Annotated in this window: 11 protein-coding genes; 5 read left to right on the top strand and 6 right to left on the bottom strand. The window is 72.8% G+C overall.

The genetic code is table 11. The features are described 5' to 3' along the window. Positions 1-43: 43 nt before the first annotated feature. On the bottom strand, positions 44-679 hold the full coding sequence (locus ACFT4A_RS12920) for a TetR family transcriptional regulator (protein ID WP_382829113.1): 636 nt from the start codon (positions 677-679) through the stop codon (positions 44-46). Positions 680-813: 134 nt separating this feature from the next. Between ACFT4A_RS12920 and ACFT4A_RS12925 the strand changes: the two genes are divergently transcribed. From ACFT4A_RS12925 to ACFT4A_RS12935, 3 genes are all read left to right on the top strand, one after another. After that, entirely contained in the window at positions 814-1,551 is a 738-nt protein-coding gene (locus ACFT4A_RS12925) for a VOC family protein (RefSeq protein WP_382828838.1), read from the top strand. A gap of 192 nt (positions 1,552-1,743) precedes the next feature. Then, positions 1,744-4,149 carry a PQQ-binding-like beta-propeller repeat protein gene (locus ACFT4A_RS12930; protein ID WP_382828841.1) on the top strand — a complete coding sequence of 802 codons (2,406 nt, stop codon included), beginning with the start codon at positions 1,744-1,746 and terminating at the stop codon, positions 4,147-4,149. A 165-nt stretch (positions 4,150-4,314) separates the two neighbouring features. Beyond that, a complete protein-coding gene (locus ACFT4A_RS12935) occupies positions 4,315-4,917 on the top strand; it encodes a hypothetical protein (RefSeq protein WP_382828844.1) in 603 nt (200 codons plus the stop codon). A gap of 25 nt (positions 4,918-4,942) precedes the next feature. On the opposite strand, the gene ACFT4A_RS12940 is transcribed toward ACFT4A_RS12935, so the two are convergent. The 4 genes from ACFT4A_RS12940 to ACFT4A_RS12955 are packed head-to-tail and all read right to left on the bottom strand — an operon-like array spanning position 4,943 to position 8,282. Then, the gene (locus ACFT4A_RS12940) at positions 4,943-5,896 is read right to left on the bottom strand and encodes an alpha/beta fold hydrolase (RefSeq protein WP_382829115.1); all 954 of its coding nucleotides are present in this window, start codon (positions 5,894-5,896) and stop codon (positions 4,943-4,945) included. Positions 5,897-5,948: 52 nt separating this feature from the next. Continuing rightward, a complete protein-coding gene (locus ACFT4A_RS12945) occupies positions 5,949-6,722 on the bottom strand; it encodes an enoyl-CoA hydratase/isomerase family protein (protein ID WP_382828847.1) in 774 nt (257 codons plus the stop codon). Then, the gene (locus tag ACFT4A_RS12950; RefSeq protein ID WP_382828849.1) at positions 6,719-7,132 is read right to left on the bottom strand and encodes a Zn-ribbon domain-containing OB-fold protein; all 414 of its coding nucleotides are present in this window, start codon (positions 7,130-7,132) and stop codon (positions 6,719-6,721) included. Before ACFT4A_RS12950 ends, ACFT4A_RS12945 begins: the two co-directional genes overlap by 4 nt. 1 nt (position 7,133) lies before the next feature. Next, positions 7,134-8,282 carry a lipid-transfer protein gene (locus ACFT4A_RS12955; protein ID WP_382828852.1) on the bottom strand — a complete coding sequence of 383 codons (1,149 nt, stop codon included), beginning with the start codon at positions 8,280-8,282 and terminating at the stop codon, positions 7,134-7,136. A gap of 95 nt (positions 8,283-8,377) precedes the next feature. Here ACFT4A_RS12955 and ACFT4A_RS12960 point away from each other — a divergent pair, with 95 nt between their 5' ends. Next, positions 8,378-10,027, top strand: coding sequence for a FadD3 family acyl-CoA ligase (locus ACFT4A_RS12960; RefSeq protein ID WP_382828855.1), 1,650 nt, complete (start codon positions 8,378-8,380; stop codon positions 10,025-10,027). Here ACFT4A_RS12960 and ACFT4A_RS12965 read toward each other — a convergent pair. After that, a complete protein-coding gene (locus ACFT4A_RS12965; RefSeq protein ID WP_382828858.1) occupies positions 9,970-10,899 on the bottom strand; it encodes an SMP-30/gluconolactonase/LRE family protein in 930 nt (309 codons plus the stop codon). The two genes, ACFT4A_RS12960 and ACFT4A_RS12965, sit on opposite strands and share 58 nt — an antisense overlap. 322 nt (positions 10,900-11,221) lie before the next feature. On the opposite strand from ACFT4A_RS12965, the gene ACFT4A_RS12970 reads away from it, so the two are divergent. After that, a complete protein-coding gene (locus ACFT4A_RS12970) occupies positions 11,222-14,206 on the top strand; it encodes a BTAD domain-containing putative transcriptional regulator (RefSeq protein WP_382828860.1) in 2,985 nt (994 codons plus the stop codon). The last annotated feature ends 137 nt before the right edge of the window (positions 14,207-14,343 follow it).

The following is a 14,343-nucleotide window of genomic DNA, read 5'->3' on the forward strand; positions in this document are numbered from 1 at the left end:
CTCGGTAAGGGAAAAGGGCCGAAGGCGCACGGGCGCCGGGCGGCTACTTCGTCGGCTTTCTGCCGGTGACGCCCAGGTGCACCAACAGCGCCAGGTTCGGTTTCAGTTCCGCCTGCTTCACGCCCCAGGAGGTGAAACCCTTCTGGTGCGAGGCGACGGCCGCGAGCATCGCGACCAGCGAGCCGGCGACGGCCGCGGGGTTCACGTCCTTGTCGACGCGGCCCTTGGCCTGGAGCTCGGCGACGGCGTCCGAGAGGGAGTTGTTCACCGAGTTGAGGATCTTCATCCGGAGCTTGTAGAAGCGCTTGTCGCCCTCGGCGGCGCCGAGATCGACGACCCGGAGGATCGCGTCGTTCTTGCGCCAGAACTCCAGGAACCCGTCGACGAGTTCCTGCGCCGTCTGCCAGCCGGCCTTGCCGGCCCAGGAGCGGCCCTCCAGGAGTTCGGTCAACGCGGCGCCCTCGGTCGCCATTTGCTCGGCGATCTCCAGGACGGCGCCCTCGACGTCCGGGAAGTACTGGTAGAAGGTCGCGGGCGAAGTGCCCGCCTTCCGGGCGACATCGATGACTTTGACATCCCGGTACGGGGAGGAGCTGAGCATCTCGCTCAGGCAGTCGAGCAGCTTCTGCCGGGTCGCCTGCCCACGCCGGCCGGCCACGCGGCCGTCGACGGTACGCACTTGTCCTGTCATGACGTCAGCTTACCGAGGCGGGATCGAGGCGCGATTCGGCCGACTGCAAATGGGGTGCAAGGGAGTGCGGAGCCTGGTGTGCCTGGTCTGCGGGCTGCGGCCGTCGCGGTTACGTTGGCGGCATGGCCGAAAACAGGGCATCGGTGTACGCAGAGGGCGTCCCCTGCTGGGTGGACGCGCAGCTTCGCGACCTCGAGGCGGGCAAGCGGTTCTACGGTGAACTTTTCGGGTGGACCTTCGAGGACGAGTGGTACGGCTCCTTCGCCGAGGCGCTGAAGGACGGCGAACCCGTGGCCGCCCTGGTCCGCAAGGTGGACGGCCGGCTGCCCACCGTCTGGACGGTGTACTTCGCGACCCCGGACGCCCCGGCGCTGGCCCGGCGCATCCGCTCGGCCGGCGGACAGGTCGTCTCGGCGCCGGTGCCGGCCGGTGACCTGGGCGTCACCGCCCTGGTCACCGACCCGGAGGGGGCCGTCTTCGCCCTGTGGCAGCCGGACGAGCACGTCGGCTTCGGCAAGCGGCACGAGCCGGGCACCTTCGCCTGGGCCGAGCTGTACGCGCGGGACACCGAGGCGGCCAACGCCTTCTACGGCGATCTCTTCCAGGAGGCCCTGTTCGGGCCGGACGCCGAGCCGGACTTCGGCCGGGCCGCCGTCTCCGACCGTTTCGCGGCCGAGATGCCGCCCCACTTCCTCGTCCACTTCGCCGTCGAGGACGTACCGGCCGCGCTGGAGGACGTCACCCGGCTCGGCGGCCGGGTCCAGGTCCCGCTGTTCGAGACCTCGTACGGCACGGTCGCCGTCGTCACGGACGACCAGGGGGCGTCCTTCGCGCTGCTGCACCGCCCGCAAGGCGCCTGACCAGGCGCCATATGGTCATCTATTGCCCCTGTATGTACGGAGACACCCCAATCGTCGCCGGGTTCGCCACCACGGCTCCGGCCAGGAAGAATCGGGGTGCGTGCCGCCATGGCGGTGCGGTGGTGAGACGCTGCACGGGGTCGCGTGGAACATGTGGCTTGGCGCGGCTCGTACGGGGAGGTGGCAGGCAGAGTGGTGGATCAGCTGACGCAGCACGATCCGCGGCGGATCGGGCCGTTCGAGGTGCTGGGACGGCTGGGTGCCGGCGGCATGGGGCTGGTCTATCTCGCGCGCTCGGCGTCGGGCCGGCGTGTGGCGATCAAGACCGTCCGCACGGAGCTGGCCGAGGACCAGCTGTTCCGGGTCCGCTTCACGCGTGAGGTGGAGGCGGCCCGCGCGGTCTCCGGCTTCTACACGGCCGCGGTCGTGGACGCCGATCCGCGTGCCGCCGTGCCCTGGCTGGCCACCGCCTACGTCCCCGCGCCCTCCCTCGAGGAGATAGTGAACGACTGCGGGCCGCTCCCGGCCCAGGCGGTGCGCTGGCTCGCGGCGGGCGTGGCCGAGGCGCTCCAGTCCATCCACGGCGCCGGGCTCGGCCACCGTGACCTCAAGCCCTCCAACGTCCTCGTCGTCGAGGACGGCCCCCGGGTGATCGACTTCGGTATCGCCTCCGGCGTGTCGAACACACGTTTGACGATGACGAACGTCGCCGTCGGTACGCCCGCCTACATGTCCCCCGAGCAGGCCAAGGACTCCCGCAGCGTCACGGGCGCGTCCGACGTCTTCTCCCTCGGCTCCATGCTGGTCTTCGCCGCCACCGGACACCCGCCCTTCCACGGCGCCAACCCGGTCGAGACGGTCTTCATGCTGCTGCGCGAGGGCCCGGACCTGGAGGGACTCCCGGACGAACTGCGTCCGCTCATCGAGTCCTGCATGCAGATGGAGGCGACGGGCCGGCCCAACCCGGCCGACCTCCAGGCCCAGCTCGCTCCCCACCTCTTCGGCTCCGGCTCCGACGACAGCGGCACCGCCTCCGCGTGGCTGCCCGAGCGGGCCGTGGGCCTGATCGAGTCCCGCCGCAACGGCCGCCCGGCCGGCAAGCCCGCCCCCGCCGGCCGCAGCGGCGGCGGACGCCCCGCCCCGGTCCCGGCCCCCGGCCCCGCGCCCATCCCGCCCCCGCCCTCGCACGACCCCGTCGTCCCGGCGCCCGTCTCCGTGGCCGCGTCCGTGGTGGCCCCCGTGGGCGGCGGCCCCGACACCGGCCCCGTCCGGCTGGCCGGCGCCCAGGTGCCCATCGGCCCGGGCCCGCGCGTCGCCGACGTCCGTGCCGCCGCCGTCAAGGCACCCCCTCCGGAGGCCGCCCTCACCGCCTCCTGGTCCAAGCCCCGCCCCGGCGTCAACGGCACGGACCCCGCCGTGGGCCCCGCAGTCGCCGCGCCCCCGGCCCCGGTCGCGCCGCCCGAGGCGAGCGGCTGGCGGCCCTGGCGCTTCCGCATGTCCAACGACGTCTGGGGCACCCCCTCCGTCGCCGACGACCTCGTCTACGTCACCTCCTTCGAGGTGCACGCCCTGGACGTGGGCACCGGCCGCCGCCGCTTCAAGACCCGGGACGTCGCCTGGTCCATGGCCGTCGCGGAGGGCCGTATCCACGCCTCCGACGGCCCCACGCTGTTCGCTCTGGACGCCCGGGAGGGCGCCGACCTGTGGCGCCTGCAGACGGACGCCTGGGTCTACGCGCTCCAGGCCGGCCGCGGCACCGTCGTCACCGGCACCCGAGGCGGCGGCGTCCAGGGCTGGGAGGCCTCGACCGGCCAGAAGCTCTGGGAGATCACCGGCTGCCAGACCGACTTCGAGTCCCCCGAGGCCGGACCCGCCCTGCACGACGGCACGGTCTACGTGTGGCAGGACGCCCGGCTGCGCGCCCTGGACGCCCGCACCGGCGACGAGCGCTGGTCGTACCCGATCGGCGACGCGGCCTCCTGCGGCGGCGTCCCGGTCCGGGTCACCCCGGCGGCCGACGGATACGTGTACGTCTGCGCCGGCACCCGCGTCCTGGCCCTCGACGTGGCCGCCGGCCATGTGAAGTGGCACTTCGAGGCCCCGGCCGCCTTCCTCTCCCCGCCCACCTTCGTCCCCGGCCCGGCCGTCACCGGCGGCGGCATCTACCTCGCCGACTACCTCGGCACGGTGTACGCCCTCGACGCCACCGACGGCCGCGACCGCTGGCGCATCGCCACCGAGTCCCGCGCCTCCGTCGAGCCCGTCCTGGTCGCCGCAGGCCATGTCCACGTGGGCAGCGGCAAGGGCCTCTACACCCTCGACGCCGTCACCGGCACGCCCAAGTGGCGCTTCCAGGCGGGCGGCGACATCGTGGGCGCCCCCTCGGTGGCCGAGGGCCGCATCCACTTCGGCTCCACCGACCATCTGCTCTACACCCTCAAGGCCGACGACGGCCGGCTGCGCTGGAAGCTCGCCACCGGCGGCGAGATCACCGGCTCCCCGGTCGTCCAGGACGGGGTGGTGTACGCGTGCAGCAAGGACCGCTGTGTGTACGCGCTGGACGCGGAGAAGGGCACGGGCACGGCACGCACCGCGTGACGCGTCGGGGACGGCCGTCGTACCGGCGCACGGAAGGGTTCCAGACGGCGGCCGTCGCTCCGGGGAGCGATCCGATCACCGCTCTCACCCAAGACGCTACGCCGGGTACGCACCGGTCGCCACGCGGTGACATGACCGTGACAGGAGATCACTAGGCTCCCCGCCATGCGGATACGGGGGCGCAGGCTCAAGTTCACAGCGGTGCTGGTCCTGGTGGTACTGGCACTGACCGGCTTCTCGACCGGCCGGGGCCGCGGCGGCAGCCACGGTCACGGCAGCGGCGGGGGCGGGTGCAGCAGCTCCGGCCAGGACCACGACAGCTCGAGGTCGTCGACCTCGGGCGGCGGGTACGGCGGCGGGTCCTACGACTCGGACGACGACTCCTACGGGAGCAGCGGTAGCGGCGGCAGCGGTGGCGGCAGTTCCTACACCCGCAGGCCGGACTACGGCTCCACGCCGACGTCCTCCGCCGGATCCGGCAGCCGCACGGCGCTGCGGGACGGCACGGCGAAGCTGGTGAGCTGCGCGACCCCGGCCCGGCCGTACGCGACCGTCGAGGTCAGCAACCCCAACGGCCGCGAGGCCGACTTCTCCGTCTCGGTCACCTTCGAGGACGCTCAGGGCATCACCGTCATCGACCGGTACGGGGATGTCACCGTCCCCGCGAAGGGCAAGGCCACCGTCGACGTCCAGGTGGGCGGCGGCACGGGCCTGGTGGACTCGGTCGACCACTGCGAGGCCGACCGCCAGGCCCTCGTCGACGACTGACGGGAACGACTGACGGGACCGGGGCTCAGTCCCGCAGTTCCGTCAGGAAATCGATCAGTACCTTGTTCACCTCGGCGGGCCGCTCCTGCTGCGTCCAGTGGCCGCAGCCCGGCAGCACGACCGGCTCGCGCCGTAGGTTCGGCATCAACCGGGGCAGGGCCTCGATCAGTTCGGGCGTGCCCGGGAAGGCCGGGACCAGGTCGCGGTCGCCGTACACGTACAGCGCGGGCGGGGACACGACAGCGCCCTGCCACGGGGCGGTCAGCTCCCAGTTGCGGTCCAGGTTGCGGTACCAGTTCAGCGCGCCCGTGAAGCCCGGCTCGAAGCTCTCGGTGAGGGTGTCGAGGTCCGCCTCGGTGAGCCAGTCGGGCAGCACCTCGGGGTTCGGGGCGTCCGCGAGCCAGCCGCGCCCCAGATCCTGGACCAGGGCCTGCTCGGGGCGCCCGGCGTCCGGCGCGTCACCGGAGGCGGAGTACAGCAGCTTGCGCAGGGCCGTGCGGGTGTCGGCGGCGAACTCGGCGTCCGCGACGCCGGGCTCCTCGAAGTAGTTCCAGTAGAAATGCCCGCCGAACCGCTCCCGCATGGTCTTGAGGGGCGGCTGCGCACCCCGGAAGGGCGGCGGCACGCTCAGCCCCGCCACCCCGCGCACCACGTCGGGCCGCAGCAGCGCGGTGTGCCAGGCCACCGGCGCCCCCCAGTCGTGCCCGACGACGAACGCCCGCTCCTCGCCCAGCGCGTGGATCAGCCCGACCACATCGCCCACCAGATGGAAGATGCTGTACGCGGACACGTCCTCGGGGCGGTCACTGCCGCCGTATCCGCGCTGGTCGGGCGCGACCACCCGGAAACCGGCCTCGGCCAGCGGACCGAACTGGTGCCGCCAGGAGTGCCAGGACTCCGGGAAACCGTGCAGCAGCACCACGAGCGGGCCCTCGCCCTGCTCCGCGATGTGCAGTTGTATGCCGTTCACGTCGATCATCCGATGCTCAACCACGGGTCGAGCATACGCGTGTATGAGTAAACGACTTTTACTACCGCAACCGGTACGCACGCCCCCGCTCCGCGAACAGCCGGGCCTGCCGCTCACCCGCCGCGTTCCCGAGCGCGATGAGATGCGGCGCCTGGGCGAACCCCTGCTCCCGCCCCGCCGCGCTCGCCGCCCACAACGCCCGTACCGTGCCCTGCACGGCCTCCGTCGGATGCCCGGCGATCACGGCCGCACACGCGATCGCCGCCGCCGGTGCCCCGCCCTCCGGCGCGAGTTCCGACACCAGCCCGACCTCGTACGCCCGCCGCGCCGAGATCCGCTCCGCCGCCCCCGTCAACGCCATCCGCGCGACCTCCCCGTACGGCATGCGCTGCGCCATCAGGACGGACTCGTAGGCGCTGACCATGCCGTAGGTGGTGTGCGGGTCGAAGAAGGAGGCGGTGGTGTCGGCGACGATGAACTCCGCCTCGCCGAGCAGATAGAAGGCGCCCCCGCAGGCCATCCCGCGCACCGCGGCGACGACCGGCTTCCACAGGTCGTTCGCCTTCGGCCCGATCCCGAGCAGCGGATCGTCCTGCGCGAACGGCGAGTTCGGCTGCGGCACGACGGCGTCCCGGTCGATGCCGGTGCAGAACGCACGCTCCCCGGCCCCCGTGAGCACGACGGCCCGTACCGTGTCGTCGAACCGCAACTCCCGCCAGACATCGACGAGCCGGTCCGCCATCTCCAGATCGATCGCGTTGAGCCGGCCGGGCCGGTTCAGTGTGACGACCGCGACTCCGCTGTCCTTGTCCGCGCTCACGAGCACACTGCTCATGACCGCTCCAGGACCCACGCGGGCAGGCCGTCACCGAAAACGACCCGCACCCGGGCACCGATGCGCAGCCGCTCCGCGGGCACGGAGTCGATCGCCGCGCCCGGCTCCGCGACCAGATTGCCGACGAGCCGGATGCGCGGCGCCTCGTCCAGCTCGACGACGACCACGTTGTACGGCGCCAGCTCCGCGTAGTCCGGCAGCAGCGGCGGATGCGGAACGACGTACGACCAGACCCGGCCGCCCCCCGAGACCAGGCGCCACTCCGACGCGAAGGACTGGCAGTGCGGGCAGCACGGCCGGGGCGGGAAGCGGAGTTCGCCGCAGCCGGAGCAGCCCTGGACGCGCAGCTCGCCTCGGGCGGCGTACTCCCAGAAGGGGGCACCGTCGGGGTCGGTGACGGGACGCAGCATCTCAACTCCTCAGCAGAAGGGCGGAGGTCGGCACCCCTTCACCCGCCGTGACCAGACAGGTGGACGCCCCCGGCACCTGCGCGGTACTGGTCCCGCGCAGCTGCTTCACCCCTTCGTTGATGAGGTTGAAGCCGTGCACATACGCCTCGGACAGCCCGCCCCCACCGGTGTTCACGGGCAGCAGCCCGCCCGTCTCCAGCGCCCCGCCCTCGGTGAACGCCCCGCCCTCACCGCGCCCGCAGAAGCCGTAGCCCTCCAGGGAGAGCAGCACCAGGGGCGTGAAGGCGTCGTAGATCTGGGCGACGTCCACGTCCTCGGGGGCCAGGTCGGAGTGCTTCCACAGATGCCGGGCGGCGCTCCAGGCGGGGCCGGTGAGGGGGTCGTCGTTCCAGTAGTTGACCATGCCGTGGTGCTGCGCGGGGAGCGACTGGGCGGCGGAGTGGACGTAGACGGGCTTGCGCCGGCAGTCCCGGGCCCGCTCGGCGGAGACGACCACACAGGCCAACGCCCCGTCCGTCTCCAGGCAGTTGTCGAAGAGGCAGAGCGGCTCGCTGACCCAGCGGGACGTCATGTACATCTCGCGGGTGAGGGGGCGCTCGTACATGATCGCGTCGGGGTTCTGGTTGGCGCGGTTGCGGCAGGCCAGGGCGACGTTGAAGAGGTGGTCGCGGGTGGCGCCGTACTCGTGCAGGTAGCGCCGGGTGAGCATGGCGATCTCGTCGACGGGCCTGAGCAGCCCGTACGGCCGGGTCCACTGGGCCGGAGTCGGGAGCTGGACGGTGGTGTTGGTCCAGGGCCGGGGTCCGCTGCCCCGCTTGCGCGACCGCCACGCGACCCCCACGCTCGCCTGCCCGGCCGCGATCGCGGCGGCGAGATGGGCGACGGTGGCACACGAACCGCCGCCTCCGTACCCCACCTTGCTGAAGAAGGTGAGGTCCCCGAAGCCGCAGGCCTTGGCCAGCTCGACCTCGTCCGTCTCCTCCATGGTGTAGGAGGCGAGGGCGTCGACCTCGCCGGGCGCGATCCCGGCGTCGTCGAGCGCGGCCAGCACGGCCCGGCAGGCCAGGGTGCGTTCGTCCTCGGGGAGGTGCTTGGCAAAGGGGGTCTGTCCGATGCCGACGATCGCCGTGGCGTCCTTGAGTCCGGCCATGCGCACACCTCCACGCTGCTGAAGGGCTGCTGACAGGCCGTCAGGGTACAGCTAATCTGACGGGTAGTCAGCTACGGGGATTCGGGAGGCGTGCTGTGCGAGCGGATTCGGCATGGGAGAGCGTTCCGGACCTGGTCCGGTCGGCGGCCGAGCGGTACGCGGACGTCGAGGCGGTCGTCGAGGGCCGCACCCGGATCACCTACGCGGAACTGGGCGCACGGGTGGAGCGCGCGGCAGCGGCCTGCCTGGCTGATGGGGTCCGCCCGGGCGACCGGGTCGGCATCTGGGCGCCCAACACCCTCGACTGGATCGTGGCGGCCCTGGGCGCGGTGTCGGCGGGCGGGGTCCTCGTCCCGCTCAACACCCGCTTCAAGGGCGCCGAGGCGGCGGACGTCCTGCGGCGCAGTGGAGCGCGGCTGCTGTTCGTGACGGGCACGTTCCTCGGCACCTCGTACGTGGCGTCACTGCGGCGAGCGGCGGGGGAGGGCCCGGGCACCGGCCCACTCCCCGGCCTGCCGGACCTGGAGCGCGTGGTCGTGCTCTCCGACGACGCCCCCGCCGACTTCCTCACCTGGAAGGACTTCCTGGCGAGCGGGGAGGGGGTCGGGCAGGCGGACGTACGGGACCGGGCGGGGTCGGTACGGGCGTCCTGGCCCTCGGACATCATCTTCACCTCGGGCACGACGGGCCGCCCCAAGGGCGCGGTCATCACCCACGCCCAGACGCTGCGGGCCTACGAAATCTGGAGCGAGCTGGCGGGCCTGACCGAGGGCGACCGGTACCTCATCGTCAACCCGTTCTTCCACACCTTCGGCTACAAGGCCGGGGTCATCGCCTGCCTGATGCGGGGCGCGACGATGATCCCCCAGCCGGTGTTCGGCGTGAACACGGTCCTGGCCAACATCGCCGCGGAACGGGTCTCCGTACTCCCCGGCCCCCCGACCCTCCTCCAGTCCCTCCTGGACCACCCGTCCCGTGACGCGCACGACCTCTCCGCCCTGCGCCTGGTGGTGACCGGGGCGGCGGTGGTGCCGCTGCGGCTCGTCGAGCGGCTGCGCGCGGAACTCGGCATCGGCACGGTCCTGACCGCGTACGGCCTCTCCGAGGCGGGCGGCGTCGTCACGATGTGCCGGCGCGGCGACGACCCGACGGTGATCGCGTCGACGTCGGGCCGGGCCATCCCCGGCACGGAGGTACGGGTCGTGGACCCCGAGGGCGGGTCGCTGGGCCCCGATGTCCCGGGCGAGGTCCTGGTCCGCGGCTTCAACGTCATGACCGGCTACTACGAGGACGCCCCGGCCACCGCCGAGGTGCTCTCGGCGGACGGCTGGCTGCGCACGGGCGACGTCGGCGTCCTGGACATCGAGGGCAACCTGCGCATCACCGACCGCCTCAAGGACATGTTCATCGTCGGCGGCTTCAACGCCTACCCCGCCGAGATCGAGCAGCTCCTCGGCCTCCACCCGGACGTGGCGGACGTGGCCGTGATCGGCGTCCCGGACGCCCGGCTCGGGGAGGTCGGCAGGGCGTATGTCGTCCGCCGGCCGGGCGCGTTGGTCACGGGCGACGACCTGATCGCCTGGTCACGCCGGGAGATGGCGAACTACAAGGTGCCGCGGACGGTGGAGTTCGTGACGGAACTGCCGAGGAACGCGAGCGGGAAGGTCGTGAAGGGGGCGCTGCGGGTTCAGGGTCCGGTGGGCGGCAGGGGCGGGGTCCCGGTGACGGACATGACGAGGGAGTAGAGGGTGGTGTCGGCGGCGATGAACATCCGGTTCCGCCGGGCGCCGCCGAAGCGGATGTTGGCGACGGTGCCGGGCACCAGGACCCGGCCGAGAAGGGTGCCGTCGGGGTCGTAGCAGTGCACCCCGCCGCGCATGGCGCCGGCCCAGAGCCGCCCCTCGTCGTCGAACCGGATGTTGTCGAAGCTGCCGTTGGCGCACTCGGCGAAGACCTCGCCACCGCTCAGGCCGGTCCCGTCGTCCTGGACGTCGAAGACACGGATGTGGTTGGCGAGGCTGTCCGACACGTACAGCCGGTGCTCGCCGGGGCCGAACACGAGCCCGTTGGGCCCCTGGAACCCCTCGGCCACCAGCCGCACCTCCCCACTGCCCGGGTCGACGCGGTAGACGTTCCGCGCGCCGATCTCGCTCTCGCCCCGATGCCCCTCGTAGTCGCTCGAGATCCCGAACTCGGGGTCGGAGAACCACACCGACCCGTCGGACTTCACGACGGCGTCGTTCGGGCTGTTGAGCCGCTTCCCCCGGAACCGCTCGGCGATCACGGTCACCGACCCGTCGTGCTCGGTCCGGGTCACCCGCCGATTCCCCTGCTCACAGGTGATGAGCCGGCCTTGCCCGTCGAGGGTGTTGCCGTTCGGGTACCCGGCCGGTGAGCGGAAGACCCCGACGGCCCCGGTCGTCTCGTCCCACCGCAGCAGCCGGTCGTTGGGGATGTCGCTCCAGAGCAGATACCGCCCCGCGGGCACATACACGGGCCCCTCGGCCCACCGACACCCCTCGTACAACGCCTCCAGCCGCGAGTCCCCGGCCTGACACCGGCCGGTCCGGAAGCGCTCGTCGAGGGTCTCGTACAGGTGGGGTTGCTCGCCGGGCATGCGGCCGCCTTCAGGTTCGAACCGACTGTTGATCCGCCGAACCCACTATCGCGCGACGTACGGGGGCGCGTCGCGCCGACACCACCGACTGGAGCATCCGGGCGCCCCGTCTCTTCCTGACCTGGGCACCCCGCCCCACCTGCGCGCCCGAACGCTCCAACTTCCCCTGCGGAAGCGGCCGCTGGTCAACCATGTGCGGAGAGACTGTGCGGACTTTGTGGACCCCCGTGCGTCGCCCTGTGATCGGTGTCCCCCGAAGCTGACGTATCCGCCGTGTACAAGGCAGACTGGCGTCGTTGCTCAGGATGTCTAGGGGGATGGCATGGACGGTGTACCGGACGGTGTGCCGCGCGTACCGGAGCAGCGGCGTCCCGACTCGTCACAGAAGGTGGCGGAACCGGTGGCCTCGACGACGCTGCGCTTCAGCGTGCTCGGACCGGTGCGCGCCTCGCGCGGTGACGAGCCGATCACCACCGGCTCCCCCCAGCAACGCGCCCTGCTCGCCGCCCTGCTGCTGCGTGAGGGCCGTACGGCCACCGCGGCGGAGCTGATCGACGCCCTGTGGGGCGAGGAACCGCCCTCGCAGGCCCTGGCGGCGCTGCGGACGTACGCGTCCCGCCTGCGCAAGGTGCTGGACCCGGGCGTCCTGGTCAGCGAGTCCGGCGGCTACGCGGTACGCGGCCTCGCCGAGGACGCCCTCGACCTGGCCGTCGCCCAGGATCTCGCGACCGAGGCGGACAAGGCCCGGTCGGCGGGCGACCTCTGCCACGCCCGCGACACCCTGCGGCGCTCCCTCGCCCTGTGGGACGGGGAGACCCTCGCGGGCGTACCGGGTCCGTACGCCGAGTCGCAGCGCGTCCGCCTGGAGGAATGGCGGCTCCAGCTCATCGAGTCCCGTCTGGACATGGACCTGGAGCAGGGCTGCCACGCGGAGGCCGTCTCGGAGCTCACGGCCCTCACCGCCGACCATCCCCTGCGCGAGCGGCTCCGCGAGCTGCTGATGCTGGCGCTGTACCGCAGCGGCCGTCAGGCGGAGGCCCTCGCGGTGTACGCCGACACCCGGCGCCTGCTCGCCGACGAACTGGGCGTGGACCCGCGCCCCGGCCTGAGCGAGCTGCAGCAGCGCATCCTCCAGGCCGACCCGGGCCTCGCCGAGCCCTCCTCCCCGGCCGCCGAGCCCGCCCCCGTCCCGGTGCGCCCGGCCCAGTTGCCGGCGACGGTGCCGGACTTCACCGGCCGCTCCGGCTTCGTCCGCGAGCTCGGCGACATCCTGACCGCCGCCGAGGGCCGGGTCATGGCGGTCTCGGCCCTGGCCGGGATCGGCGGCGTGGGCAAGACGACCCTCGCCGTGCATGTGGCCCACCTGGCGCGCACGGCGTTCCCGGACGGGCAGCTGTACGTCGACCTCCAGGGCGCGGGCGCCCGGTCGGCGGACCCGGAGACGGTCCTCGGCTCCTTCCTGCGCGCCCTCGGCACGGCCGACTCGGCGATCCCCGACTCCCTGGAGGAGCGCGCGGCGCTCTACCGCTCGGTCCTGGCCGGCCGCCGCGTCCTGGTGCTGCTGGACAACGCCCGCGACGCCGCCCAGGTCCGCCCCCTGCTGCCCGGCACGGACGGCTGCGCCGCGCTGGTCACCTCCCGGGTGCGGATGGTGGACCTGGCGGGCGCCCACCTGATCGACCTGGACGTGATGTCCCCGGACGAGGCGCTGGCGCTGTTCACGAAGATCGTGGGCGAGGAGCGGGTGGCGTCCGAGCGGAAGGCCGCCCTGGACGTGGTGGCGGCCTGCGGATTCCTGCCGCTGGCGATCCGTATCGCGGCGTCCCGTCTCGCGGCCCGCCGCACCTGGACGGTGTCGGTCCTCGCCGCGAAGCTCGCCGACGAACGCCGCCGCCTCGACGAACTCCAGGCCGGCGACCTGGCCGTGAAGGCCACCTTCGAGCTGGGCTACGGCCAGCTGGAGCCCGCCCAGGCCCGCGCCTTCCGCCTGCTGGGCCTCGCCGACGGCCCGGACATGTCCCTCCCGGCCGCGGCCGCCGTCCTCGACCTGCCCGTCGAGGACACGGAGGACCTCCTGGAGTCCCTCGTCGACACGTCCCTGCTGGAATCGGCGGCCCCCGGCCGCTACCGCTTCCACGATCTGGTTCGGCTCTACGCGCGTGCGTGCGCGGAACGCGACGAGTGGCCGCCGGGCGAGCGGACGGCCGCGGTGTCGCGGCTGCTGGACTTCTACCTCTCCTCCGCGGCCGGGGTGTACGCGATCGAGCGGCCCGGTGACCGGCTGGTGGACCATCTGGAGCCGACCGCCTATCCGGGCCTGCGGTTCGACAACCGGCACGCCGCGCAGGACTGGCTGTACGCGGAGGCCATCTGCGTCCTCGCGTGCGTACGGCAGTCCGCGGGGCAGCCGGAGACGCTCCCCCGGGCGATCGATCTGCTGTGGGCCGCGCACGACCTCTCCGAGTCGGGCGCCAACTCCAGGGAGTACGAGGCGACGGCCACGTCCCTCCTGGACGCGGCCCGGCTGCACGGCCTCGGGCGGGCGGAGGCCCGGGCGCTGACGACGCTCGTCACTGTCCACCACGTGAGCGGCCGCTTCGAGCAGGCGGACCAGGAGGCGGAACGGGTCATCCTCCTCGCCCGCGAGGCCGACGACCTGCTGCCCGTCTGCTGGGCCCGCAACGCGCGCGGCATCATCGCGCTGTACCAGAACCGGCACCAGGACGGAGAGGAACACCTCTCCCGGGCCATCGAGCACTTCCGGGCCCTGGGCGACCGGCCCGGCGAGGCCGCCGCGCTGTGCAACCTGTCCCGGATCCATCTCGCGACCGGGCGGACCCAGAGCGCGGTCGCGCTGGCCCAGGAGGGCATCGCCATCTACGACGGCATGGGCAACTCCATGCGCGGGGCCAACGCCCGCTACGCCCTCGGCCTCGCCCTCACCCAGAGCGGTGAGCTGGGCAACGCGGCCGACCGGCTCCAGGAAGCGCTGGAGGTGTTCCGCGACAGCAGGCAGCGCCTCTGGGAGGGCATGAGCCTGTTCCGGCTGGCCGAGCTGGACCTCGCCGCCCGACGCCCCGCGCAGGCCGCCTCGAACGCCGAGATGGCCCTCACCGTGCTCCGCGGCATCGGCGGGGAGTGGCGGCGGGGCAACGTCCTCACCGTCCTCGGCCGCGCGCTCAGCGGCATCGGGCAGACGGGCAGGGCCCAGGTCTGCTGGCAGGAAGCGGCCGGGATCTACGAGGAGTTGGGCTCGCCCGAGGCCGCCGAGGTGCGCGCGCTGCTGTCCCCGGTACAGGCGGCCTGACGGCAGCTCCCGGGGCCGGCCGGCCGCGTTCATCGTTCGTTTATCGCCCCACGCCATGATGGACGCAGTCGATCCGTCGCGTCGGGGGGCAGACGGGTCACCGCACTGGGCCTCGCACCTCAACACTAGGGTGAACG

The sequence above is a fragment of the Streptomyces sp. NPDC057099 genome (assembly GCF_042671245.1).
In the GTDB taxonomy this organism is placed as follows: Bacteria; Actinomycetota; Actinomycetes; order Streptomycetales; family Streptomycetaceae; genus Streptomyces; species Streptomyces purpurascens.